The organism is Mesorhizobium sp. M0659 (assembly GCF_040320605.1).
Taxonomy (GTDB): Bacteria; Pseudomonadota; Alphaproteobacteria; order Rhizobiales; family Rhizobiaceae; genus Mesorhizobium.
Genome location: NZ_JAMYPY010000039.1, coordinates 1 through 24,768, shown reverse-complemented (window position 1 = coordinate 24,768; position 24,768 = coordinate 1). Strand labels below are relative to the sequence as shown.

The window sequence follows — 24,768 nt, the reverse complement described above, 5'->3', positions numbered from 1 at the left end:
GCTTACGGTGTCGATCTCATCACGGCGCACATCAAACTTGCGATCGGCCACGAATGCGATTTGCGTAGAAGGCATTCTTACATTGCAGGCGCGCGGTTCCTCGTTGCTGATCGCGATGGCACCCTCGATCGGATCAGCGGGGACAGTCGGGCGGCTGCAGTACCAGGCGTCGCCGAGGCCAAATTCTATGTTGCACTCAAGACGCCGATCGTCAGGAAGGGTGACTGGCGAGACTGCATCGGACATGTCGTCGCCGCTTCCCCCAGCGTTGCTCAGACCGAGGCGATACTTCAACGTGCCGTCGACTTGATCGATTGGTCGATCACACCATTTTCAGCCCTTGGCCAATAGAAGGAATCTGCGGTTGCTATCTGTTCCACCTGGCCCAGGTGACACCAGGCAAGAGCTGATCATCGCCGAACATCGGTTCCGTTGAGAGCATGACAGAGACGTGCGGCGCGCAAGACGGCTGAATCCGAGACGACAAACTGAGTCATGTTTGGCATGGAGTTCGTTTCCCGAGCTTCGTCGTAGCACCCAAGTCAGAAGTAAAGGGATCGAAGTTTCATGAAAGACACCAGGAGCACGAATCCCCTCGCCGGCGAGCAGCTCGGTAACCTTGATTTACGTCTTATGCTCCTGTTCGACAACTCAGTGTTTCATGCATGTACTGCCGCAAAGCGCGAATATCGTCATCGCTGTGAATAAACGCCGAAAATTTGTCCCCCAAGCTGAGCCGCCATCAACTTAACGAATCTATTTAGAAATTCAATTCTGGAGGGGCATCTCATGGACAAATCAGGCTCCGTCTACTTTTCAGTTGTGAGGGCAAATCAACGTGTTGGGTTTGGCAGGTTCGAACAGCACTTTGGCGCAGTCATGCCGATTCTGTTGAGGAAGTCGGCGACGGGACTGTCGCTAGGCGATGCTAGTAGGGTGGGGAGCGAGCGCAGCATTCTTTATGCCGGTCTAGCTTTTGGCATCGATGGCGAGTTCCGGAGGTTCTTGGGACCGAGCGGTGGCTGTGCGAGGTGGAACTCGTCACGGGCACCGCTCGGTCCTCAGAAGCTCGCGGCCCCTCGGAGCATATTCCGCTGAAGCAATCTAGGATAACAGCCATGAGCTCACTGAATATCAACGATCAAGAGCACGAGGTTGACGTTGACCCCGAAACCCCAATCCTTTGGGTCCTGCGTGATACGCTAGGAATGAGCGGTACTAAGTTCGGCTGCGGCGCAGCCCTCTGCGGCGCTTGTACGGTGCATCTAGATGGCGAGGCCATCCGCTCATGCAGCACACCAATCTCCGCCGTTAAAAGCCGCAAGATCACCACGATCAAAAAAACGACCGATGGCACTGACCGCGTCGGCGCGGCCGTCCAGGCTGCATGGATCAAGCACGACGTGGCGCAGTGCGGTTATTGTCAGAGCGGCCAGATCATGAGCGCGACGGCCTTTCTCGCCTCGCTCTTCCTTGGAGCGCTGCCGCCGCCGAAGAGATCGACTCCGCCATGGCCGGGAACATCTGTCGTTGTGGAACCTATGCTCGTATCCGCGCCGCAATAGCCGACGCCGCCAGTACACTCGTACGAAGGAGGCGCCGCGTGTTGCCCAACACCTTCGAATCCAGGGACCTACCACGTGCGCTGCAACACATGCTGGAGAGGGGTCAATCAAAAGTTGCTCGAGGGTTGCCCCGCCGAAGCTTTCTAAAGTTGACTGGGACCCTCGGGCTGACAATCGGCGTTTTTCCGCAACTCGCCCCCGCGCAGTCCACCGATGCGGCTGAGACGGCCCGCAACCTCGAACCTACGGAACAGCCGGCCGCCTTTGTGCAGATCGCGCCCAATGGCGAGGTCATCGTAACCGTCAATCGGCTTGAGTTTGGCCAAGGTGTGCACACTGCGTTGCCGATGATCCTGGCCGAAGAACTGGATGCCGACTGGGCCTTGGTGCGCGGGCGGCTAGGCACCAACGACCCCGCCTATGCTGACCCAGTCTTTGGCATTCACATCACGAGCGGATCCAGCACGATCAAGAACAGCTTCATGCAGTATCGCGAGCTGGGCGCTCGAGCGCGGGCCATGTTGCTAGGTGCTGCGGCAGCGGATTGGAACGTGGATGTGTCCACATTGCGTACCGAGGCCGGAGTGGTTCTCGGCGCTGATGGCCGCAAACTGGGTTATGGCGAATTGGCCGATGCTGCGATGGGACAGCCCGTGCCCTCGCAAGTGAAGCTGAAGGATCCGAAGGACTTTCGTATCATCGGCCGCCCCACCGGGCGGCTCGACGCACGCGCCAAGAGCAGCGGACAACAGGACTTTGGGATCGATTTTCGGTTGCCCGGACAACTGACCGCCGTGGTCGCCCGCCCACCGGTCTTCGGCGCTCGCATCGCCTCTTTGGACGACAGCGCTGCGCGCATCGTCAAGGGTGTGAAGGCCGTCCTGCGCGTGCCGCTGGATCGTGGCGCAGAGGGCGTGGCCGTGGTCGCCGACGGCTATTGGCAGGCCACTCAGGGCCGCGATGCCCTTAAGATGGAGTGGGACACATCGACTGTCGAAAAGGTCGACAGCGAACAGCAACTCGCGCAATACCGCGAAATGGCCGCTCGCCCCGGTCCGCGCCAGTTCGATTCCGACATGGCGCCGTTGGAAATGGCGGCCCTGGAACTAGTAGCTGAGTTCGTGTTCCCGTATCTCGCCCACGCGGCGATGGAACCGCTGAACTGCACTGTTGCGCTTGCCGAGAGAGGGGCCGAATTGTGGGTTGGCAGCCAGAGCGCAGGATTGGATGCCGGAGCCGCGGCGGGCGTGTTGGGTCTGAAACCCGAGCAGGTTGTCCTGCACGTGCAGATGGCGGGCGGAGGTTTTGGCAGACGCCTCTCAAGCACGAGCGATACCGTGATCGAGGCCTGCGAAATCGCCAAGGCCGCTCGGGCCGCCGGTTTGAATGCGCCGGTGCGCACGCTCTGGAGCCGCGAGGACGATATGAGGGGCGGCTATTACCGTCCTATGCACCTGCACCGCGCTCGCATTGGTTTTGACGAAGAAGGCAATGTGCTGGCTTGGGATCACAGCATCGTCGGCCAGTCCGTACTTGCGGGCTCAGTGTTCGAGCAGCTCCAGGCGAAAAACGGCATCGACCCCACCGCGACCGAGGGCATGCGGGAACCCTATCCGCTCCCAATGCGCCTGGCGGTCCATCACCCCAAGGTCAACGTGCCCGTGCTTTGGTGGCGTAGCGTGGGCTCCACTCACACCGCTTTCGTCATGGAGACCCTACTCGACGAGATTGCCCGTAGGACCAACCAAGATCCTATAGCTTACCGCATGCGGCTCTTTGGAGACGACCACCTCCGCCACCGTGATGCATTGCAACTGGCCGTGGACAAGAGCGGCTACGGAAAGACGCAACTGCCTGAGGGACGAGCCTGGGGTGTAGCTGCGCACGAGTCCTTCGGTTCAGTGGTGGCCTATGTGGTCGAAGCCTCCGTCACCGCCGGCCGGCCTGTGCTGCACCGGGTCACCGCCGGCGTGCATTGCAATCTCGTGGTGAATCCTCGAACAGTTGAAGCCCAGGTGCAGGGCGCGGCAATGATGGGTCTGTCAATGTGCCTGGCAGGCTCTGCAATAACGCTCAAGGACGGCGTCGTCGAGCAGAGCAACTTTAGCGACTATACCGTGGCGCGCTTGACGGAGGTGCCGGAATTCGACATCCACATCGTGCCTAGCGGCGAACCGCCAACAGGCATGGGTGAGCCCGGCCTGCCACCATTGGCGCCGGCATTTGCCAATGCCATTGTACGGCTCACCGGCAAGCCGCTGCGCCAATTGCCCTTCAATCTGACGTAGTCCTTTTTGCGCCAAATCGCTTGTGCTCGCTGCTGTCGCTTTCCATTTAATTGGGTTAAGCCTCACTGTGTGTGGCGAGATATCCTGTGAGCTCAAAACTCATGAAGGATGATCATGCATTCGAAAAAGCACTGGGCTCCGGGCAGCGGGGTGAAGGTGTTGCGTGTTGCGCGAACGGGCAAGGACGGTTGGAACGTATATGCCTCGATACCGGAAAAGGGATCTGTCCGGGTTGTGGGATGCGATCACGCCGACGCCACGGTTGGCACCATAGACGCCTTCAGGACTACCCGGCGCACGGGGAAACAGTAACCGTCCAACTCCGCATCGGTCGCTGGCGATGCACATTTCATGACTGCAGCCGCAGCACCTTTTCCAATGAGGTTTCGGTTGCAGCTCCTCATGACCGTCGGACAGCGCGGACGGCGGAGATCGCCAGCCACTTGGGCCGTGCCACGGGAGGAAGGCCTGCCGAGCGTCTGACGCGGCGTCTCGGAATGATCGGCTGGAAGTAAGCGATGCACATCAGCACCAGGGCTTCGGACTGCGACAGCGCGGATTCCTGCGCCCCGAGACCCGGCGGCGGCCCGGATTGCATCGCCAAATCCCTTTTTCGTCCGATGCTGCCAGTCGCCGGCGACCGATACCAATTTCCTAGGGGGCGGCCGTGAAGCGCGTCGCGGATGTCGTTGATAATGATATCGATGTTGCTGCCTTTGCCGACGACGCGTGCGAGCACCTCGCGCGTCACCGGTTCGGCCGAGGCAAAGATCACCGCTTCGACCCGCCCATCCACTCGCGCTAGCGCAGCTCAGCCGGCAAATGCTCCAGTTCGGTATCAAGCAGCCGGTCGTCTGGCCGCGCTGGGCATCTTTTCTCCGGGCGCCGGATTGCTCAGCCATGGTCAAAGCCCGTCGCGCATTTCCTGTTTCGTGCATGGTCGTGGCCTGCGTGATCGTTGTCCCGCCTGCCGCAGTGGGAGCGAAGCGGTCGCATCGGTATTGACTTTAATTGACACATCCCGCGAACACTTGCAAAGCCGCATAGCGGTAGTCGCTGAGGGGCATGCCGCACCCAGTTTTTTCCTAGGGGCGAGGTCTGATCTATGGCGGCACTGGCAAAATTCAGACCAGTTGATTCCGGCCAACACGACAAGGATGAGCTCCCCGAAATCGCCCGTGACCGCTCTTTTCGATTCGGACGCTACACGCTCTCGTCGGGCATAGAGAGCGACGTCTATTTCAATATGAAGCCTACCATGATGGTGGCGCGCGGCGCGCAACTTGCCGCTCTTGAGTTCCTAAAGATCGTTGAGCAAACGAAAGCGGAGTACGTCGGCGGCCTTGAAATGGGCGCGGTCCCCGTAATCGGATCAATGGCGGCTGTCAGCTCGGTCATGAACAAACCGATAAACACGATCTTCGTTCGCAAGGCTCCAAAGGCCCACGGCACAAGGGACGTCATTGAAGGCCTTGGCCCCAAAGAAGATCTCAAGGGAAGAGTCGTCCTGATCGTTGACGACGTTGCCACAAGCGGCAACTCGATATTGAAGGCGATTGAAGAGGTTCGCCACGTCGGTGGCACTGTGCGTGACGCTGCTTGCCTCGTAGACCGCGAGGAGGGAGCTACCGCACTGCTAGCCCAACATGGCGTCGCCGATCTTGGCGGCGACCGCGGCGACCATCAGCGTGTGATTGGACTGCACGCCGCCGATGGAGACAAGCGTATCAGCATTTGACGCGATCGCGTCGGGGATGATGTATTCGAGCTTGCGGAGCTTGTTTCCGCCGAAGGCGAGACCGGGGTTGCAGTCCTCGCGTTTGGTATAGATTTCCACCTTGCCCCTCAGATGCTTGGAGAGGCGGTCGAGCTTCTCGATAGGCGTGGGTCTAGCGTTCGAACTTTCCCAGCATTTTCTCTCCGGCAACACGCGATGGAGCTGAATGAGTCATTCACGATTCATACTAGTTGCGTCGTTGATTTGACGTCATCTGCGTTATCCGGCGCCAGGATAGCCCCATCACCTATTCCAGCGCTTCGTTCGTCATTGAGAGTCTTGCAACCGCACGCCGGCATGCGAGAGACCACCCCAATGCGTATGGCATTCAAGAACTGTATCTTCTTGGTTAAATAAAATAACCCGGATTGCGGTCGCCATCGACCGTCTCAAGGACTAAAACCCATTCGATGTTTATTTGGTCCAAAGTCTGCGCCAGCTTGACCACTGACCTTGTCACCTCAAGGCAGCAGCAGCGATATGGCCAGCAATTGATCCCGCTGGGCCAACTCTGCGGATTGATTCGTCACCTCATCAAGGTCTGGCGGCTCAGACCCAACTTCCTTGCAACTGCCGAAATGCTCAGCCCGTTGGCCAGCTCGGCTAACGCAGCTAGACCGCCAGATCAGAAAGAGCACGCTTGCGAAATACGCCAGCTGAAGGAGCAGCGAACAAGCCAGCGTCGTGACGACTACTGTGCGGATAGAATGCGAAGCGAAGTAGACCGCCAGAGCGTTGCTGCACAGGATCAGCCCCAGGACGCGACAAAAGATTCTAAAGGCCAACGCCGTTCTCCTGGTTTGTCTCCTCAGATCATGCTCCGACCTGGTCGGCCGCAATATGGGTCTGGCAGTTCTTCGGGCAGACGCGGGCGCAGGCTCCGCAGCCAATGCATCGGCCGGGATGGTCGACGACCATAATCATGCGATTGAGCTCGCCATCGAAATCGTCGTCTTCGCCGTCGCAGGCGCCGAGGATTTCACCCGCGTCATTGACGCCGTAAAGATGCATCACCTCGCGCGAGCAGACTTTGAAACAGCGGCCGCAGCCGATGCAGGTCGCGCCGTCTATCGCCGTGAGATATTCCGGCATCCATCCGGAGTCGTCGCGGGTGGTGAATGTGCTCCTCATGGTACCTTCTTCATTGCAGCGAGCTCTCTCCTGGCACCATCCAACTCGGCAAAAACGGCCGACGCTCCCTCGGCAACTTCCTCTACCTCCGTCCATTTTCCTGGGAGATCATCTGCAAGGTCGCGCAATTTCATCTTGGCAACTGCCGCGCGCAGCTGAAGCTTTCGGACTTTCTTCCCCATCTCATCCAGCTTTGACATAGATCCTTCCTCGAAATCGGTTTCATCACGCCCGCGCCCCAGGTCGCGATAGGCTTCAGTGGCCGAGGTCGCATCGTCGACCAGTTTCGTACCGGCCTCCGCGAGTTGCCGGAACGTCTCGAAGCCGAACCGATGGACGTCTGGACAGAACGACGAGCTGCCCGACCGTGAAAAGCACGGGCCTCCGAAGGCCTTACGGTTTTCATCTCCACGATTGGCGATGTCACCGGGCGGAAACGCTCCGCAATCGCAAGCCCAACAGCGGTGTAAAACATATCGAGCCTCCACAGCACGTCCGGATCGGGATAGCCCATGCCACGGATCGCATGGCGCTTCTTTCTGGTCACGATGAAGTCGGCCAGCAGCGTGGCGTCCGATTTGCCTTCCCATAAGCAGTAGGACTCCTGAGCACGGATCAGCCGCACGAGGCATCTGACAAAAGGCATCGCGAGGGCCGCCTCGTCCTCGTTTACAGCAGGGCTAACCGCGGCATCAGACATTCGCCTTCTCCTCAATTTCAGTCCTCGTCCTCGATGGACGATTTCTGTTTTCTGGGACGCCTACTTCGGGCACACTTGCGCAGCCGCTGCATGGCTCGGCGCCGCTGATTCCACGCAATTGATGTCCCTCGGGCCGACCTTGAACACGTCCTCGACTGCGAAGTCTTCCACGCGAATTCGCGTCGAACATCGCTTCCAACGCAATGCGGGAGGCCATGAAGATTCGAGCCTCGATCCTGCTGCAAACGATCGACCAAGTGCTGCATGGACCTCCTTGCTGCGGTCACGCCAGGGAAATGGACGAAGTGGCCAGTAAGCCCTTTCGACATTACCGTTTTTTATCTTTCTTCCTCGGCCGACCGCGCTTTGGCACCTTCGGGAAACTGTTTTGCGCAGCGGCAAAGAGAGCGCCGCAACAAGCCTTGGCACCCCTGTAAAAATCCGGCAGATGCTGCTCTTTCAATTCGGCCGGGATAGGCTCCGGACCGTCCAGCGACGTCAGTGCCAGTTCGACCAACTCGATCGCGCGATCATTGTTGCCGTTCTCGTGATAGTACCGGGCGACCGCGGGATAAGATCGGAACTTGGGACTATCGCCTTGCGGGGGATTCAGCGCCAGGATGTGTTCGGACAGCTCCTTGCCCATCGCGAAGCGCTCAGCAGGGGGAAGGCGCGAATGGTCATTGGCCGGATGGAAAAGTTGGTCTAGCGCCGAAGACCCCATCCGCAACATCATCTTGCCCTCCAAAGCTGTTGCCAAAGGCTGCGTGACCTTATGGGCAAGCTTGTTCCCCTTTGGGACCGTGGCACGAGGGTTCAACGAAGGGAGAGCATCGCTCGTCTTGCGCATCTGCGTGCATTCAGCCTCCACTCAGTGTTGCTGAAACTTAATTCGCAAAGGTCGTGCCAACGAGCTCGGCGTGCAGTAAATGCTGATTATACTCAAAAAGCTTCCGGGGCGCTCAGATAGCCGGTTGTATTAGTCGCGACATGTTTTCTGCCATTGTCAGGTCTTGGACACTCATCACCCGCTTCGCGTCGGCAGAAGAGCCGCGGACGACTCAATATGCATTCGGGCCGAGGGACGAGGCCGATGGGCGTCGTCAGGCTCGTCATGATCCTCCGCTTCACGCCACCGGCTTGAGCGTCTTGCCGTTCCAGTCGCTCAGCGGAACGCCATTGCGATTGCAGGGGCCGCTCCCTCCGAGCATCGCCTCTGCCCTACCTCTTCCGCTTTACGCTTTCCTGGCTCGCAACGCCGGAGTTTCACGATGAAGCCGGTCATGTCCGGCTGCGGGTCGCGAATAACGCCAGATGACGATGATGATCGTGGCGAAGAGCCGGGATGTGTGCGGGCATGTGCCAGGCCGGTGAACTCTCCCGAATTCCTGCATTTTTTGTTCTATATCCCCGTGCACAGGTCCTACAGGGACCGCCTGGTGCCAAAGGTGAGCGTTGTGGGAATTGACCGGCCTCAAGGCCGCTCGGTCGCCACGCCGGTCGGGCCGGACCGATGAAGACTCCGAAGATGCGGCCGTCCTCATCACTAACCCGCCTGCCATTCCAGACCATGACAACGAGATCGACGCCAACGATTCCCGCCGACTCCGGCAGAGCACGACCGCCCAGACTTGAAGTTGAGGGTCTTGGCCACGGCACGGTCATCGCGTTGTTCAGCTCTCAGCCAGTAGTGAGGAGATCGGGGCACCCATGTCCGCGACGGATCCGAACTCGACCTACGCTGAAACGACGCTCTTTCTCGACCTTGTTGCCGACCTGCGAAGCCCCGGTTTTGACTGCATTAAGGAGCGCCTATACCTCTGCCGGCCGTCGGTCTCCGCATTACGCATCATCTCGGGCGAGCAGAACCCGGAGAGAGCGCTGGAGACGTCCGGGATGTCTCGGCGAGGGGCGCGTGCCGATTGGCTCCGAGGAGTTCGCGAGACCTGAGCGTTGCGGCCACCTTTCTCCGACTTGGTATCAGAATAGGTGACGCGGGGGAGTAGAGCTTCCAACAGCATCGGTGCTGCTTCAAAACCCGTCAGCGAGCCAAAAACAGCGGCAATGGCGGCTTGCCAAGAATCCATCTTGTCACGCCACCGAAGAGCCGCTCGCGCAGTCGGCGACTGCCATAGGCACCCATGACAATCATGTCGGCAGACGTATCGATTGCGTGCTGCGCGAGTATCATGGCCACCGGTTTGCCGACGCTCGCCAGCCGGTCAACCGACACCCGAGCACCGTGCCGAGTGAGATAGGTAGCGATGTCGGCTCCCGGCTCGGCGCCGTTTCCGATTCAGGTCGCCTCCGGATCGACTAGTGCGACACGGACTTCCTCAGCACCGGCTAGCAGATCCAGCGCTTCGCGAACCGAACGGGACGCCTCGACTCGCGAATCCCAGCCGACCAGCACGCGCCGTGGAGACAGAGTTGCCTCAGCGCCCTCCGGCACGACAAGCACCGGCTTTCCGGTGTCGAACAGGCTGCCGTTGATAACAAGGGGACCGACGTTAATGTCGTTGAGAAGTGCGGGGCCGATGATTGTCAGGTCGTTGCAGAGCGCCCGCGCTCGCACTGCGTCACCGACGCTGGCCTGATCGCAGTTGACAACATCGACATCATAGCACCGCCACGTGGCTCTCAGCAGTTTGTGAATTTCCCTAGATATTTTTTCCAGACTGGCCGCGTCCTGTGAAAATCTCTCGATTTGCCTGTACCGTTTTTCCAGTGCGGCAATGGTTGCGCGCGTTGTCTAGGCCAATCGGAGATGCCATCGCTTAGCGGCGGAGGCGACATAACGAGAGGCGGAGGCGACAAAATCAGGACGGACAAATGTGCGCCGACCTCGGCGCATAAGCTTGCAGCTGTTCTGACGTCCCGATCGGAGTGGTCAGCTCCCGCTACACTGAGTAGGCTTTTGAAGGCCATCTGACTGCTTCCCCCTGAGATGTCGGGCCCATAGCGCGTTTCGAACCGCAAGACTTGCCTTCCAACGAAGACGGAGAGTAGGCACACCATCCGTTCGCTATTCAGTCGTCCGGCTTCTCGAGCGAGTAGCCGGCAGACCTGACGGTACGAATGACGCTGCCTGGCGAGGCCGCCTTCAGCGCCTTTCTGATCCGGCTGATGTGGACGTCAACAGTGCGTTCACCGATATGGATATTGTTCGGCCAGGCCGCGTCGATCAGCTCGTCTCGGCTGAAGACCTTGCCGGGGGCCTCAAGGAATTGCCGCAGCAGGTTGAATTCGAGAGGTCCGAGATGGATGTCGAGGCCATTACCTCGAACCCGGTGGGCATCGAGCTTCATCTCAAGGCTGCCGCAACTGAGCCAGCTGCCGTTTTTTATCCCGTTTGAACCCGGCTGTGGCAGCGCCAGCTTCGTGCGTAGAAAGTCAAGCAGCTTGGCCGGCGCGAAGGGCCGCACAAAGCTCTCGTCAATACCTGCCTTCAAGAGATCGAGGTGCTGGTTCTCGGCGCCGGGCGCGATCAACGCAATGACGGGCAGGCGGCCGGTCCGGGGATCCCCCTTGAACCGGGCGCAGATTGTGGAGCCCGTCGCGCTTGCTGGCCCGCAGTCCAGCACTACGGCCTGGAGCTCCCGTTGATCGGCCAATGCAAGTGCTTCTTTCACCCCGCCTGCCGGCTCACTCGTGAAGCCGTCCACCCCCAGAATGTGGCTGAGGAACAGATACAACTCCGCATCTTGCGAACAGATCAGTACCACTGGCTTCATCAGCGCTACCCCAAGAACGACATCGGCCTCGACCGCCTCGATTGAGAGGGCTGGCCATCGCATGTCCCCAAGGCCTGACATGATCCCCTCGATCGAAAGTCGGTTGCATCACGCCCGCGCCACCTCGGGATGAGCCTCAATGGCTGCGGTAGCATCGCCGGCCAGTTTGGTACCGGCCGCCGCGAGCTTCCAGAACGTCTCGAAACCGAACCGGTGGACGTCGCGCAGGGTCTTTGACAGAACGACCAGTCGCCCGGCTGTGAAGAGCACGCGCCCGAAGCCCTCATGGCTCATCTCCATCATCGGCGATGCCATCAGGCCCGTGCGCTCCTCAATCGCAAGCCCGACGGCGGTGTAGAACTTATCGAGCCTCCACAGCACGTCCGGATCGGGATCGCCGATGATTGGAATTGCACGGCGCTGTTCCCTGGTGATGATGAAGTCGCCCAGCAGCTCGGCGTCCGATTTGCCTTCCCATGACCCGTGGGAATCATTGGCACGGATCAGCCGCACGAGGCATTTGACGAACGGGGTGGCAAGGGCCGCCTCGTCCTCGGTGGCGGCAGGGCTAACAGCGGCTTCAAACATTTCGCCCACTCCTCATTTCAGTCCTCGTCCTCGAAGGAGGGTTTCTGTTCAGCGACACCTGCCTGCGCCAGCACCTTGCGCAGCCAAGGGGGAGGACACGTCCTGAGCATCATCTGCGTGCGCAACAACACCTCTTGGATGGTCTGGGGCTGCGGCATTTTGATCGGATGGATCTTTGCGGAAACAAGTTTGGCTGCCGAAGGTCCGCCGATCGCCAGACAAAACAGCAAATGGCAGCCCTTTAGCGCCTCCACCTTCGGGGTGATACGGTCATCGCCCTCGGTTCGGTGCTTCCCGCTCTCGTCGGAAACGTCGTCAAAGGCCACGGCTTCCACGAGATTCCACTCCTCGCGCATCACGTCGTAGACAGCAAAGCGCCTGGCCGACCCGAAATGGGCGTTGAGGTTCTTCATGTCCTGCGTGGCGATGGCCACGCGCAATGCGCCGGCTTGGCGTTCCGGCTTCGGTGAGTGAACCTCGTCAGTGACGAGCGAGAGGCGACGAACGGAGCTCATCTGGCATTTCCCGCTTACGGAGTGGATCAAGCGCCTCAGGCGTCGGCGCGTGCCCCTTGGCTTCGAAAATGTTGGCGACCTCGAAGATCAGGTCGCGGGTCCCTTGGTAGAGGATTGTGAGCTTGTGCTGGGCCCCGAGCCGGTCGAAGATCGGGAAGCCGACCCGCATGAGCGGAATGCCGAGGCGCTGGGCCGCCTGGCGGCCGTGGGAATGAGTAACGAGAAGATCAGCGCCGGCGCCAAGCGCTTCCAAATCGCCGAGATCGCCGATTTGAACCGACTGCGCCGGCACTTCCTCCAGAATTTTCGACATAGCGGCCGTTGTGACCGCCGCCGCGATTTCGGAGCCCATGCCGATGAAGAAGCTCGCGAGTTGGTAGAGTTGGTCTGGTTCAGCAGCGATCGCAATTTTCTTGCCTCCAAAGTGGAAATGTCCGTCGAGCAACGCGTCCTGCAACTGCGCCCGCCGACGGCGCACCCCAGCCGGCGCCGCCTCGCCCGAAACTGCGGACAGCAGCGATACGAACCGATCGGCGTCCCTCAATCCAGTCAACGACCGGAACAGCACGTAAGGCACCCCGGTCAACCTATGCAGCACGTCGGCCGGGCGGCGCATATGCTCACCGATGACGATGCATTGCCCTGCCGTGCCAAGCTCGCGAATATCCTCTACGCTGGTGCCGCCATAGGTGGTCGTGACCCAACGGTCGGGCACCGTACCGTCGAGCGAGCCGGAGACGTCCGGCAAAATCACCGGTTTCAGTCCAAAGCTCTCAACCATCTCACGCAAATGCTCGATGTCAGCCACAGTGAGGTTCCAGCCAGGCAGGATCACGATTTTCTTCGATTGCCGCGCCTGCTCGCCGGGCCGTGTAATCCCTTCGATCATCGCGGTGACAGCTTTGGCCCAGCCCTCTTCGATCGCACCATCGAAATCTGGCGTGTTGGCCAGCACCACCTCCGTACCCGCGAGCTCTTTGGTGCGCTTCAGCCTGATATTGGCGATATCTCCTGCGCAGTCTTCGCCCCGGGTTTCCACCAGCGCGGTCGTGCAAACCCCGATCAGCGTTGGCTTTGTGCGGGCCTTGAGGTTGAGGATCGCCTCTTCCAGATGGTCTGCCCCGCCGAGGATCGTTGCCACCTCGTCCATCGCGGTTGTCTGCAAGGGAATGGCTTCCTTGAAATGTCGCACGAAGAGCACGAGCGCGAAGCTGGTGCACCCCTGGCTGCCGTGGAACAATGGCATCGCGCCGTCGACGCCAAGAAAGGCCAAGGCGGCACCCAGCGGCTGCGATGACTTCAGCGGATTGACCGCCGCCGCTTTGGTCTGGGGAAGGATGCGGCCCATTGGCTTCTCAACACTCGCCGAAATCAGCGGCCGTCGTGCCGGAGAATTCCTGGACAGCATGCAAGGTCACGTTCTCGCTTTTCGTGCGCGGCAGTTCCTCCCCCACCGCAGGCTGGCAATCCCATGGTGCCGGCTCCCGTACCTGGCACCAGATGGGGTTTTGAATGGCCAGGTCGATCTGGCGTACGAGTTCCACCATGCCGTCATAGCCGGCGTAAGGGTGTTGGCGCTCCTGGTTGATGTCGAGCCAGGGTGTCTTGGCCTTCAGAGCGACGAATTGCGTGCGCCCGCCTGATAGCAGGATATCGGCCTTGTGTTCGGAGAGCATGGCGTAAAGCTCGCGCGCTGCCATCTGCTCGAATATATGGTTGTCGTCCTTGAGGATCTGCTTGATCCGCTCCTTGTCTTCGACGGTCGACTTCTTGACAGAGGTGCCGACGATCTCGATCCCGATCTCCATCAGCGCATGGACGACCGACCAGGACTTCACGCCGCCGGTGTTGAGCAGCACGCGCTTGCCTGCGAGCCTCGGCCGGTAGGCCGCTAGCTTCTTCCAGGCGATCGCCTCTTCCTCTGCAATCAATACCTCGGTGCGGCCGAGGATCTCCGGATCAGCACCCTGCTTCACGAGCAGCTCAGCTATGTTCCGGAGTGCATCCGAGGTATCGGTGATGCCGTAGAAGGAGCCCTCGAAAAACGGGATGTCCCAGCGCTCGTCCATTTTGCGGGCGAGATTGATGAGCGCGGTCGAGCACACCACCATAGCCGCCCGGGCGCGGTGCGCGCAGGCAATGTCGACGTAACGGGCGTCACCCGGAATGCAGGCGCGCACCCGGATCCCGAGCCGATCCAGCAGCGGCTTCACCAGCCAGAATTCGCCCGAGAGGTTGAATTCACCAAGAATGTTGATGTCGTAAGGGCCGGCATCGTCGGGCTCGAGCGTGCCGATGACATGCTCGAGCAACGCCTCGCCGGCAAGCTTGTTGCCGAGATTCTTGGAGCCGACGAAGCCCGGCGCATTGACCGGTACAACGGCCAAGCCGTACTTTTCCGCCGCGCGCTTGCAGACGGCCTCGATGTCGTCGCCGATCAGCGCCGTCACGCAGGTCGGATAAACGAAGATAGCCGGCGGCCCATACGCTTCCTTGATCTCGAGGATCGCTTTGAAAAGCTTCCGCTCGCCCTGCCCCATCACAACATCGAGTTCGGTGAGGTCGGTCGTGAAGCTTGTGCGCCACAGGGCTGGCCCGGACGAAGCCGCACCGCGGTTGTCCCAGGAATTGCCCTCGCAGGCGAGCGGCGCATGGATCAAATGCGCAACGTCGGTGATCGGCTGCAGCACGATCTTGGCGCCATCGAAGGCACAGCCGCCGGCCGCCGCCCCGGGGGTCAGTGGCTTCGAACAGCCCTCCTTGCGCGCCTTGGCATCCTTGTCGCGGTTCTTTTCGCAGCCAGGCTCGTTGAAGACATCCTGGATTTTGACTCTGAGCAAGGACATTGCGTCGGTCTCCAAAGTCCCTCGGGAAGACGACCGGCCAAAGCCGACCGTCACGCTTAGCGGGTGAGGTCATACGAATAGTCCGTCACGCCCGTCTCGCTTGTCTCGCGATCGAGTTTGTCGAAGATCTTGTCGAGGATCGTCGTCAGCACGCGCAACCCGCCTTGGTAGCCCATCAGCGCAAACCGATGGTGATGGTGGCGATCGAAGATCGGAAACGTCAGCCGGATCAGCGGCGTGCCGGTGTCGCGCTCCAGATACTTGCCATAGGAGTTGCCGATCAGCAGGTCCACCGGCTCGGTGAAGAGCAGCGAGCGCATCGCCCAGAGGTCCTTGCCCGCCCAGACTTGAGCATCCTTGCCGAAGGGCGATGATGCAAGCAGTTCCTTCAACTCCGCTTCCCATGTCGACGTGCCGTTGGTGGCGAGGCAATGGGTCGGCTCGCCGCCCGTCTCCATGATGAAGCGGGCCATGGCGTAGACAAAGTCCGGATCGCCGTAGATAGCGTATTTCTTACCGTGCAGCCAGGATTGGCTGTCGGCCATGGCGTCGACAAGTCGGCCGCGCTCCAGGCGGATTGCCTCGGGGATTTGCTTGCCGGAAATCGCGGAGACCTCCACGAGGAAGTCGTCGGTTGCCTGGACTCCGAGCGGGTAATGGAACGAGGACGTCGCCTGCCCCACCCCCTCGCAATACTCCAGTGTTTTTCGGGTGTTGTAATGCTGCAGCGACAGCGTCGCCTCGGCGTTGAGTGCCTTCCTCACGTCTTCGATCTTCGTGCCGCCGTCATACATGCGGTATTCGCCGTCGGACGGCGTGTCGAACTGGTCAGAGGCGTCTTGGATGAAGGTGTAGGATACGCCTATCAGGTCGAGCAGGCGCTTGAGTTCCCGGTTGTTGCCAACACAGAATCCGTCGAAGCCCGGAATGACGTTGATGGTCCCCTCGGCTTCCGTTCGCTCCTCCCCTTTCCAGAAATGCTCCAAAATGCCCTTGACCGTAACGTCATAGCCGTCGACATGGCTGCCGACGAAGGCCGGCGTATGGGCGAAAGGCACGTCGAAGTCGCGCGGGACCGAGCCTTCGTCCTTGGCGTTCTCGATGAAGCTGTGCAGATCGTCGCCAATGACCTCCGCCATACAAGTGGTCGAGACGGCGATCATCTTCGGGTCGTAGAGTTGGTACGTGTTGGCGAGCCCATCGACCAGGTTCTTCAGGCCGCCGAACACTGCCGCGTCCTCGGTCATCGAGGAGGAAACCGCCGAAGCAGGCTCCTTGAAATGGCGCGACAGGTGCGAGCGGTAATAGGCCACGCAGCCCTGGCTGCCATGGACGAAGGACATGGTTCGCTCGAAGCCTGCGGCCGCGAACACCGCGCCGAGCGGCTGGCAGGCCTTGGCGGGGTTCACGACCAGGGCTTGGCGAGCAAGGTTCTTTTCGCGGTATTCCCACGTCTTGGTGAATTCGCCTTGGTCGGTAACGATCTGGTCCGGGTGAGGACATTCGAAATTCAGCCTCTTCTCGGCGAGCATCTGCCTGTATTCCGGCTCGCGGAACAGGGGCGCGTGGTCGAGAACTTTTTCAGCCGACTGCGGCATGGGTGGTTACCTCTTTCCATCTGGCCCGCCATACGGCGGCACAGGGACGTCGAAACGTTTTCAGGTCTCCCGCGGACAAGCGGCCACAGGCGTTCGCGGCCTCCCGGCTTCCGGGAGGCCAGGGTTTCATTCGGCTGCGATCGCCGCCGACGGCTCGGCTTTTTTCTTCCAGGGGGCGTCGTAGAGGTTCCAGACCGGGTTGTTGATGGCCAGATCCATATCGCGCGCGAAGATGGCGAACCCGTCGTAGCCGTGATACGGGCCGGAATAATCCCAGGAATGCATTTGACGGAACGGTATGCCCATCTTCTGGACCGGGTATTTTTCTTTGATGCCGGAGCCAACGAGATCAGGACGGATCCCCTCGATGAACTTCTCCAGCTCGTAACCAGTCACGTCGTCGTAGATCAGAGTGCCCTTCTTCACGTAGTGGCCGGTACGCTGATAGTCGTCGTTATGGCCAAATTCGTAGCCAGTGCCGACGATCACCATGCCCAGGTCCTCATATGCCGTGACGACGTGACGGGGGCGCAGCCCGCCGACATAGAGCATCACCGTCCTGCCTTCGAGGCGCGGCCGGTACTTGGCTATGACCGCCTCGACCAGCGGCCGGTATTTGGCTATGACCGCCTCGGCCTTGGCCTCGATTTCCGGCCCGAAGTGCTTGGCTATCTTGCGCAGAGAGGCTTCGGTCTGGGAGGGGCCGAAGAAATTGTACTCCATCCAGGCGATGCCATACTTTTCCTCCATGTGCCGGCAGATGTAGTTCATCGACCTGTAGCAATGGATGAGATTGAGTTTCGCCTTTGGCGCTCGCTCTATTTCGACCAGGGTAGCGTCGCCCGACCAGTTGCCGACCACGCGCAGACCCATCTCTTCGAGCAGGATGCGCGAAGCCCAGGCGTCGCCGCCGATATTGTAGTCGCCGACCACATTGACATCGTACGGGCCGGCCTCGAACTCGAGGTCCTTCTTCTCGAACACCCAGTCGCGGATCGCGTCGTTGGCGATGTGGTGGCCGAGGGATTGCGAGACGCCGCGGAAGCCCTCGCAGCGCACCGGCACGATTGTCTTTTCGTGCTCCTTGGCCTTGTTGCGGGACACAGCTTCGGTGTCGTCGCCAATCAGGCCAATCGGGCATTCGGATTGCACAGTCATGCCCTTGTTCAGCGGAAACAGTTCCTCGATCTCGTCGATGATCCGTTCGAGCTTCTTGTCGCCGCCGAAAACAATGTCCTTCTCCTGGAAATCGGAGGTGAACTGCATGGTGACGAACGTGTCAATGCCGGTCGTGCCGATGTAGTAGTTGCGGCGCTGAGACCAGGAATATTGCCCGCAGCCTACCGGGCCGTGCGAGATATGGACCATATCCTTGACTGGACCCCACACCACGCCTTTCGAGCCGGCATAGGCGCAGCCGCGAATTGTCATCACGCCGGGGATGGACTTGATGTTCGATTTGACCTCGCATTCGGAAAGGACCTCGCTTTCCTCGCCAGCCTCGTCGCCGCTTTTTGCGACGCTGAGGTGCTTTTTGCGGCGCTTCGCCGACTTGTCAGGATATTGCGACAGCACTTCCTCGATTAGCCTCGCATGGAGGCCACCGTCATTCTCGTATTCCAGGCTCATGGGACCCCTTTCAAGGTTCAGGGTGACGCCTCACCGACGAGGCGCCGTTCTTTGAAAGACGCACCAGGTCAGGCGGCGCCTCATGTCGGCAGTGGTCGCTACTGTGCGGCCGCCTTAGCCGCTTCCTTGACCTGAAGCTCGGCAAGCATCTGCTCGTCCGTCTTCATGATGCCGAAGTCGAGCAGCATGTCCTCGAGCTCCTCCATGGTGATCGGGGTCGGGATGGTGCCCTGGCCCGAATTCCCATGGATCTTCTCGGCCAGCGCCCTGTATTCGCCGGCCTGCTTGGAGTCCGGCGCATACTGGATCACAGACATCTTCCTGAGCTCGGCGTGCTGGACGATGTTGTCGCGCGGCACGAAGTGGATAAGTTTGGAATTGAGCCTGGAAGCAAGCGCCTCGGCGAGGTCGAGTTCGCGGTCGGTTTGGCGCTCGTTGCAGATCAGGCCACCGAGCCGCACGCCGCCCGAATGGGCGTATTTCAGGATACCCTTGGCGATGTTGTTGGCGGCATAGAGCGCCATCATCTCGCCGGACATGACGATATAGATTTCCTGGGCCTTGTTCTCGCGGATCGGCATCGCGAAACCGCCACACACCACATCCCCGAGCACGTCGTAGGAGACATAGTCGACGTCGTCGTAGGCGCCGTTCTCCTCGAGGAAGTTGATTGAGGTGATCACGCCGCGGCCGGCGCAGCCGACACCCGGCTCGGGCCCGCCCGACTCCACGCATTTGATGCCTTTGTACCCGACCTTGAGCACGTCCGCGAGTTCCAGGTCTTCCACCGAACCTTCCTCTGCCGCGAGGTGCAGCACCGTATCCTGCGCCTTCGCGTTCAGGATCAGGCGGGTGGAGTCGGCTTTGGGGTCGCAGCCGACGATGAGGATTCTCTGCCCGAGGTCGACAAGGGCGGCGAGCGTATTTTGGGAGGTGGTGGACTTGCCGATGCCGCCCTTGCCGTAAAAGGCGATCTGACGCAAACCTGACATGTAGCTTTCCTTCCTTCGTTCCATTCATCGCGGCTGCCGCGACATGAATGCCGGTCGGGCAGCTGTAGCCGCCTCGCACCTAAGGATCTCAAGACTCGTGCCAATTTGGCTGATCGAACCGAAGAATAATTTGATGGTTGCTTTTCAGGGGTTTAGCCTGAGGGCCAAAGAAAGGATCGTCGCAACGACCGTGTAGCGGACCCGACAATGGCGACACAAAGCGTCGGATCGCGATCCTCAGTCACCGAATTCGTTTGAACCGCGTCGTTATGTTGAAGTGGACGAACAGCAGCTCGATCCTGTTGGGTGAATTGCGGGATGCTGTCTGTTCCGGCGAGCTGACGTGCTTGCTCACGCGTGTCATCGTGGACACTCCGCGGAATCTTGCGCCACGCTGGCATGCCTTCGATCCAGCCATCCATAGGGCCGCGGATCGAAAGTTCCGCTATATCAGCAACCCGAGGGGACTCGGCTCACTTATCGGCGCAGGAGTTCAGTATCGGCGTCATCGCCTTCACATGTTCGTCCATCCGCTCGAGCACTATCGCTGCGACAACGTCGCGCTCAGGCAGATGCCACCAGTACTCGTTGACGAGTTTGACCGTCTCGACCACTGCCTTTAGGACTGCGGGCTCCGGAAGCCTTGCGCGGTTCGCAAATGCTTTCCATCGCGGTGCTGCTAGCGCCTTGAACGAGCGCTCTCCTCCAAGCGACAGCGCCATGGCGTCGGCGGGAATATATGGCACAGTGGACAGGACGTCGTAGATTGGTGCAAGCGCCGGCTTGTCGCCGTTTCCGGGATACATCAAAGACCAATTCTTCAGGTGCATGTCGCCATTGCCGGTGATGACGCTCAGTGCCAGGCGGCGGACGAAATCGAGAGCCGCCGTAGGCGAGACGGCCACGCCAAGAGCCAAGGCTATGTCGTGATAAGCGGCCCCCTCATATTTGCGCGGGGGGTAGACACCGAAGACCTGAGCGAAATCCTCGATGTGTATCCTCTCGCCACCGGCGCCGCGATCGAAGCGTTTGACGAGAAGGACCTTGCCCTCCGACAGCGTATTGAATTCTTCGGGAACGCCCTCAAAATCGGCCTTCTCGACCAGTTCGCATTCAGGAACCTCCATGCCGATTGCTGCTGCCAGCGCCAGGTTGGCGAATTCGTTCTCGGAAACGCCCGGAAACGCCGTCCAAGGGAACTTGGCAATGTACCGGCCCTGCTCGTCGTCCATCGGCAAGGTAAGGCCGCCGCCTTTTCCAATGTTCTTCATGACCGACAGCTTCATCTGCACGCCGGCAAGCGAGAACCGTGCCTTGGGGTGATCCTTTGAGCCATCCTTCGAAACCGTTATCGCGCCGTCACTGGGCAACGCCCGTACGGCTCCCGGCAGATCGGCGCCCAGTGCCGCTAAAAGATCGAAATCATTGCCTGGCCGTACATTGCCTTCGTGATGCCTTTCCATCGCCTCCCGCAATTTCTCCTCCGGCAGGAGGTTCGCGAAGAAAGCGGGCAAGGCGCTTGCCAGAGGCTTCGGATCTTTCCGCAATCCTCCCGTCGCTGCCCGGAACGACAGGCTGAGAACCGGAAAGCCGCCCGTCGCGCGGTAGGCGTCATCGAAGTTGAACGCATTGAAATCGCCCGGCGTCCTGACGATTGTGCCGATCTTCACTGCATTCAAGAGCACGTCCAGTGACGGGATCGTCTTAGGTGCGCGAAAGACTGGAGCCATGATCGTCATCGTCAGGTTGAGAAACAAAGGCGGGTCGATCGTCATCATCATGCGGACGCAATAGAGCCTGGACAGCCGGCACCATGGCTTGCGGAACCAGCATCATTTCCAGACCGAGCGCGCGAGCGATATTCATGAGCGTCGTCGCACGCGCGGCTGCGGCTCCCTTTTCGATGTCGCGATATCGGGGACGGGATATACCCGCCAAATCGGCGACCTGCTCCTGCGTCATCGCAGCGGCCAACCTCGCCTGCCTGAAAAACCCACCGATTTCCCGTAGAATTTCCGATTGAGAGTCCATAACGCAACCTATACGATCTATTCCAATGCGCGATGGTACGCAAAGGTATCCCATCCAGCGAGTAGTTTCAATGCTTTGATGATCTGTTTACGTATCATATGTGAAGAAAATGATATGGAACGAGATCAATCTTCCTCTCTCTTTAGCGCCGCGCGGCAACGTCGTTCCTCCGAGAACTGAACCGCACCGGGTTTTCCCGAGGCCTTTTCGTTGAGTCACGCGGCCATGGCTGGGTCATACAGAATGGCGTAGTAGCGTTCCTCGGCTTCGGCCGGCGGAATGTTGCCGATGGCCTCCAGCAGCCGGCGATTGTTGAACCAATCGCCCAATCGAGCTACCGAACTCGACGGCTTCGAAGTTGCGCCATGGTCCGCGTCGATGGATCACCTCGGCCTTGTAAAGGCCGTTGATCGTTTCGGCGAGAGCATTGTCGTAGCTGTCGCCGACGCTGCCTACCGAAGGCTCAACGCCGGCCTCCGCCAGGCGCTCGGTGTATCTGATAGAGTCGTATTGGGCGGCCTCTATCGCTGTGATGGATCAGCCTGCCCCCCTGCACGGGCCGCCGATCATGGAGAGCCTGTTCCAGAGCGTCCAGAACGAAGCTGGCATGCGCCGTCCGGCTAACCCGCCAGCCGACGATCCTTCGCGCATAGGTGTCGATGACAAAGGCGACATAGACGGAGCCCGTCCAGGTCGCGACGCAGGTCAAGTCGGAGACCCACAGCATGTTCGGCGCCGGGGCATGGAACTGGCGATTAACGTGATCGAGAGGGCAAGGTGCGGTCTTGTCGCTCACCGTGGTGCGGATCGGCTTGCCGCGGATGCCCTCAAGACCCATGGCCCTCATCAGTGGGGCAACCGTGCAGCGGGCGACGTCGAGCCCTCACGCTGTAACTCCCGCCAGACCTTGCGAACGCCGTAGACGCGGAAGTTGGCCTCGAACACGCGTCGGACCTCATCCTTCAAGGCCAGGGCCTCATCCCGCTTCGCCCGAGCCGACAGCCGGGAAGGATCGATGCGCTTGGCGACATGGTCGTGGTAGCTCGACGGGGCGATCGGCAGCACCTTCCAGATCGGCTCGACCCGATGCGGTTGCCACGTCCGAAGGCACGCCGGCGAGCACGGTTCATACAGCTGCTGTGGCCACCGTCCACCGGCTTTTCTTCGTAATAGGCCTAGTGCATGCGTCGCTGCAGACGGCCAACTGAAAGAACATTCAGCCAACGGCTATTTGACCTCGGCGCCGATGCGCTCGACGGTGGTCCTATGAAAGAGACGGGCTGCTTCAGATGCCGCACAGCCTTCATTTAGCTGAGTCGAGTGATTTCGGAGCGCTGATTGGGTTTGTTTCGGACGGCGTCCACCCTTTCGCCCGCGTTCGCGGGCTGCCTGTAACCGGGGCACCGTGGGCATTTTTATAATAATACCCGCTAAGGTAATTCGAAGTTGTTTGGATTGACCGGTTAGCTCGGATCGGCCTGGAGCGTTCCCGGGTCGGTTAATCTCGTTCCAGAGATAGTCTTCCGTGAATGCGATATGAGCCAAGGAGCGGTGCGACCTGGGAGAGCAATTCGACGGAATATCGATGCCCTGGCCGCGGACATAACCGACAGGGGCTGAGATGACGGTAAGCGCGTAGGCTAGGCCCCGTGTCAGCATCACCAAAGCTGACAACCCTTGGACGGCTCGCAGCGTCGGGGACGACTATGGGGTGGCGACAAGGCGCAGCTTGAGGTGTCCAGACCGGCGCTTGAGAAGGCTCTAACTCAGGCTGGCTAGACCTCCGACCCGACAAGCTAACACAAAGACGCAACGCACCGTTCGAGTTTATTGCTGGCAACAAGCCGGCTCCCCAATTAGAGGATTTCCCGGCTTAATTTCCAGCGTCGACTTGACTGCAAAAGACTTTCGCTGGAAGTGTCGACCTAGATTCGGGGGGCTCCATAAAATGGCAAGCAAGGCAAAATCGCGGAAGCGCGTTGGAACTCTAGAAGACCGGTTTATGGACGCCGTTAGAGAATTGTCGGGGGGCGGAAAAGTGAGCGTTAAGAACGCAGCCCTTTTCAATAAACTGGGTTGGATAGAAGAACGTTACACGACAACTAAGGACCGCCTGAGGAAGAATGGACTGATAAGAGGAGGTCCCGGTGGGACTATGTCCCTCCCCCAAAATGCGGCTAGCCCCAGTCCCAAGCCTCTCAAGGCGTTTATCTCCTACTCGCATGCAGATGCGGCTATCAAGGTTGACCTTCTAAAGCACCTTACGCCGCTGAGCCGACTTGGTCTTGTCGAGGCTTGGCACGATGGCGAAATCGAGACTGGCGACAAATGGGCGGACGCCATCAAGGGCAATCTAGAGAGCGCCGACATTATCATCCTCCTGATAAGCGTTGACTTTATCAACTCGCGTTATTGCAACCAGATTGAGCTAACTCACGCGATGGAGAGAGAGGCCAACAACACGACGGTTGTTATTCCAGTGATCGCGAGAAATTGCCTGTGGCAGGAAGAGCTCTTCGGGTCTTTTCAGGCGACCCTCAAGGGTACATCGATCGCAAGTTTCAAGGATCGCGACGAAGCTCTGACTTTGGTCGCGGCAGATATCAAGGAAAAAGCCCTTTCCATGCTTGCCAAAAAGAACGGGGTTGCTCCTTCCTAGATGTGCAATCTGCACAACATCACCACGTCGCAAGAAGCCATACGCCAGTGCACCAGGGCTCTGCGCGACCATCTCAGGCAACCTGAACCGTCCATCGACATCTACCCCAACCAGCCCCCAACCAGCCCGGTCCGGTGGTCCGCAATGCGGCAGACGGGCAACGTGAAGTCGCCAACCTGCTTTGGGGAATGCCGACACCGCTCGAACGGGTCAAGGGCAAGGCCGACTACGGCACGACCAATATCCGCAACCCACAATACGGCCATTGGCAGCAGTATGTTGGGGTTGAGCATCGCTGTGTGGTGCCTGTGACGAGTTTCTCGGAGCCCAGCCCAACACCCGGCATGAGGACCCTGAGACAGGTATTCAGCGGATTGGTTCGCGCTCAATGAGGACCGGCCGCTTTTCTTCTTCGCTGGCCTCTGGACGCCATGGCATGGGGTGCGCAAGGTCAAGGACGGCGCCGGCGATTTCGAGCTTTACGGCTTCATGACGACCGCGCCCAACGCCCTGATCAAGCCGATCCATGCGCCTCTAATGGGCGTTGGGCACCTTGCCGGGGGGTGCTGTGGATAGCCGGAGGCACCTCACGACCGACCGCGCATGACTCGGGGGCAATTGTTGTGTGCGTCAAGTTCTGCAAAATGGGGCAGCCATGATGCTGGTCATGCGGCTTGGCGCAGAGCGAGCTTCTTGTGCTCGCGCAGGTCGTCCA

The 24,768-nt window shown here is 59.8% G+C and carries 20 protein-coding genes and 7 pseudogenes; 6 read left to right on the top strand and 21 right to left on the bottom strand.

What is annotated here, in order from left to right; genetic code table 11:
• The 4 genes and pseudogenes from NKI31_RS30675 to NKI31_RS30660 form a co-directional block, all read left to right on the top strand.
• Positions 1-351: pseudogene (locus NKI31_RS30675) on the top strand (ATP-grasp domain-containing protein); the annotation flags it as partial.
• A gap of 767 nt (positions 352-1,118) precedes the next feature.
• Positions 1,119-1,588: pseudogene (locus NKI31_RS30670) on the top strand ((2Fe-2S)-binding protein); the annotation flags it as partial.
• A 66-nt stretch (positions 1,589-1,654) separates the two neighbouring features.
• Positions 1,655-3,853: a xanthine dehydrogenase family protein molybdopterin-binding subunit gene (locus tag NKI31_RS30665; RefSeq protein ID WP_502899214.1), complete on the top strand. Its 2,199-nt coding sequence runs from the start codon at positions 1,655-1,657 to the stop codon at positions 3,851-3,853.
• Positions 3,854-3,954: 101 nt separating this feature from the next.
• Positions 3,955-4,368 (top strand): transposase family protein, encoded by a 414-nt coding sequence (locus NKI31_RS30660; protein ID WP_352653342.1) that lies wholly within the window; start codon positions 3,955-3,957, stop codon positions 4,366-4,368.
• Here NKI31_RS30660 and NKI31_RS30655 read toward each other — a convergent pair.
• Positions 4,353-4,744 (bottom strand): annotated as a pseudogene (locus NKI31_RS30655) (SMC-Scp complex subunit ScpB); the annotation flags it as partial. The gene NKI31_RS30660 and the pseudogene NKI31_RS30655 overlap by 16 nt on opposite strands.
• A 214-nt stretch (positions 4,745-4,958) precedes the next feature.
• On the opposite strand from NKI31_RS30655, the gene pyrE reads away from it, so the two are divergent.
• On the top strand, positions 4,959-5,591 hold the full coding sequence (gene pyrE, locus NKI31_RS30650; RefSeq protein WP_352653339.1) for an orotate phosphoribosyltransferase: 633 nt from the start codon (positions 4,959-4,961) through the stop codon (positions 5,589-5,591).
• Here pyrE and NKI31_RS30645 read toward each other — a convergent pair.
• From NKI31_RS30645 to NKI31_RS30550, 20 genes and pseudogenes are all read right to left on the bottom strand, one after another.
• Positions 5,508-5,780: pseudogene (locus NKI31_RS30645) on the bottom strand (pyridoxal-phosphate dependent enzyme); the annotation flags it as partial. The gene pyrE and the pseudogene NKI31_RS30645 overlap by 84 nt on opposite strands.
• A gap of 376 nt (positions 5,781-6,156) precedes the next feature.
• A complete protein-coding gene (locus NKI31_RS30640; protein WP_352653341.1) occupies positions 6,157-6,210 on the bottom strand; it encodes a helix-turn-helix domain-containing protein in 54 nt (17 codons plus the stop codon).
• Positions 6,211-6,304: 94 nt separating this feature from the next.
• Positions 6,305-6,415, bottom strand: a pseudogene (locus NKI31_RS30635) (exopolysaccharide production repressor protein); the annotation flags it as partial.
• A 28-nt stretch (positions 6,416-6,443) separates the two neighbouring features.
• On the bottom strand, positions 6,444-6,761 hold the full coding sequence (fdxB, locus tag NKI31_RS30630) for a ferredoxin III, nif-specific (protein WP_352653338.1): 318 nt from the start codon (positions 6,759-6,761) through the stop codon (positions 6,444-6,446).
• On the bottom strand, positions 6,758-7,003 hold the full coding sequence (locus tag NKI31_RS30625) for a CCE_0567 family metalloprotein (RefSeq protein ID WP_502899213.1): 246 nt from the start codon (positions 7,001-7,003) through the stop codon (positions 6,758-6,760). The genes fdxB and NKI31_RS30625 overlap by 4 nt, the downstream gene beginning before the upstream one ends.
• Positions 6,995-7,461: pseudogene (locus tag NKI31_RS30620) on the bottom strand (NifX-associated nitrogen fixation protein); the annotation flags it as partial. The gene NKI31_RS30625 and the pseudogene NKI31_RS30620, both read right to left, overlap by 9 nt.
• Positions 7,462-7,789: 328 nt before the next feature.
• The gene (locus NKI31_RS30615; protein WP_502899212.1) at positions 7,790-8,311 is read right to left on the bottom strand and encodes a hypothetical protein; all 522 of its coding nucleotides are present in this window, start codon (positions 8,309-8,311) and stop codon (positions 7,790-7,792) included.
• A 1,191-nt stretch (positions 8,312-9,502) separates the two neighbouring features.
• A complete protein-coding gene (locus NKI31_RS30610) occupies positions 9,503-9,694 on the bottom strand; it encodes a universal stress protein (RefSeq protein WP_352653337.1) in 192 nt (63 codons plus the stop codon).
• 63 nt (positions 9,695-9,757) lie between these two features.
• Entirely contained in the window at positions 9,758-10,036 is a 279-nt protein-coding gene (locus NKI31_RS30605; protein WP_352653336.1) for a hypothetical protein, read from the bottom strand.
• A gap of 454 nt (positions 10,037-10,490) precedes the next feature.
• Positions 10,491-11,276: a response regulator transcription factor gene (locus NKI31_RS30600; protein WP_352653335.1), complete on the bottom strand. Its 786-nt coding sequence runs from the start codon at positions 11,274-11,276 to the stop codon at positions 10,491-10,493.
• Between the two features lie 27 nt (positions 11,277-11,303).
• The gene (locus NKI31_RS30595) at positions 11,304-11,783 is read right to left on the bottom strand and encodes a NifX-associated nitrogen fixation protein (RefSeq protein ID WP_352653334.1); all 480 of its coding nucleotides are present in this window, start codon (positions 11,781-11,783) and stop codon (positions 11,304-11,306) included.
• Between the two features lie 17 nt (positions 11,784-11,800).
• Complete coding sequence (gene nifX, locus NKI31_RS30590) at positions 11,801-12,298, bottom strand: nitrogen fixation protein NifX (protein WP_352653333.1); 498 nt, start codon at positions 12,296-12,298, stop codon at positions 11,801-11,803.
• Positions 12,264-13,646, bottom strand: a complete 1,383-nt coding sequence (gene nifN / locus NKI31_RS30585) for a nitrogenase iron-molybdenum cofactor biosynthesis protein NifN (protein WP_023829744.1) — start codon at positions 13,644-13,646, stop codon at positions 12,264-12,266. Before nifN ends, nifX begins: the two co-directional genes overlap by 35 nt.
• Before the next feature lie 7 nt (positions 13,647-13,653).
• Positions 13,654-15,144: a nitrogenase iron-molybdenum cofactor biosynthesis protein NifE gene (gene nifE / locus NKI31_RS30580; RefSeq protein WP_352653332.1), complete on the bottom strand. Its 1,491-nt coding sequence runs from the start codon at positions 15,142-15,144 to the stop codon at positions 13,654-13,656.
• 56 nt (positions 15,145-15,200) lie between these two features.
• Positions 15,201-16,742, bottom strand: coding sequence for a nitrogenase molybdenum-iron protein subunit beta (nifK, locus tag NKI31_RS30575; protein ID WP_023822477.1), 1,542 nt, complete (start codon positions 16,740-16,742; stop codon positions 15,201-15,203).
• A 126-nt stretch (positions 16,743-16,868) separates the two neighbouring features.
• Positions 16,869-18,371 (bottom strand): nitrogenase molybdenum-iron protein alpha chain, encoded by a 1,503-nt coding sequence (gene nifD / locus NKI31_RS30570; protein ID WP_023708855.1) that lies wholly within the window; start codon positions 18,369-18,371, stop codon positions 16,869-16,871.
• 98 nt (positions 18,372-18,469) lie between these two features.
• Complete coding sequence (nifH, locus tag NKI31_RS30565; RefSeq protein WP_023706403.1) at positions 18,470-19,363, bottom strand: nitrogenase iron protein; 894 nt, start codon at positions 19,361-19,363, stop codon at positions 18,470-18,472.
• 473 nt (positions 19,364-19,836) lie between these two features.
• Positions 19,837-21,093 (bottom strand): type II toxin-antitoxin system HipA family toxin, encoded by a 1,257-nt coding sequence (locus tag NKI31_RS30560; RefSeq protein WP_352653331.1) that lies wholly within the window; start codon positions 21,091-21,093, stop codon positions 19,837-19,839.
• On the bottom strand, positions 21,068-21,394 hold the full coding sequence (locus NKI31_RS30555) for a helix-turn-helix domain-containing protein (protein ID WP_023690557.1): 327 nt from the start codon (positions 21,392-21,394) through the stop codon (positions 21,068-21,070). The genes NKI31_RS30560 and NKI31_RS30555 overlap by 26 nt, the downstream gene beginning before the upstream one ends.
• Positions 21,395-21,609: 215 nt before the next feature.
• Positions 21,610-22,477, bottom strand: a pseudogene (locus NKI31_RS30550) (IS3 family transposase); the annotation flags it as partial.
• A gap of 865 nt (positions 22,478-23,342) precedes the next feature.
• Here NKI31_RS30550 and NKI31_RS30545 point away from each other — a divergent pair.
• Positions 23,343-24,053 carry a toll/interleukin-1 receptor domain-containing protein gene (locus NKI31_RS30545; protein WP_023727169.1) on the top strand — a complete coding sequence of 237 codons (711 nt, stop codon included), beginning with the start codon at positions 23,343-23,345 and terminating at the stop codon, positions 24,051-24,053.
• The last annotated feature ends 715 nt before the right edge of the window (positions 24,054-24,768 follow it).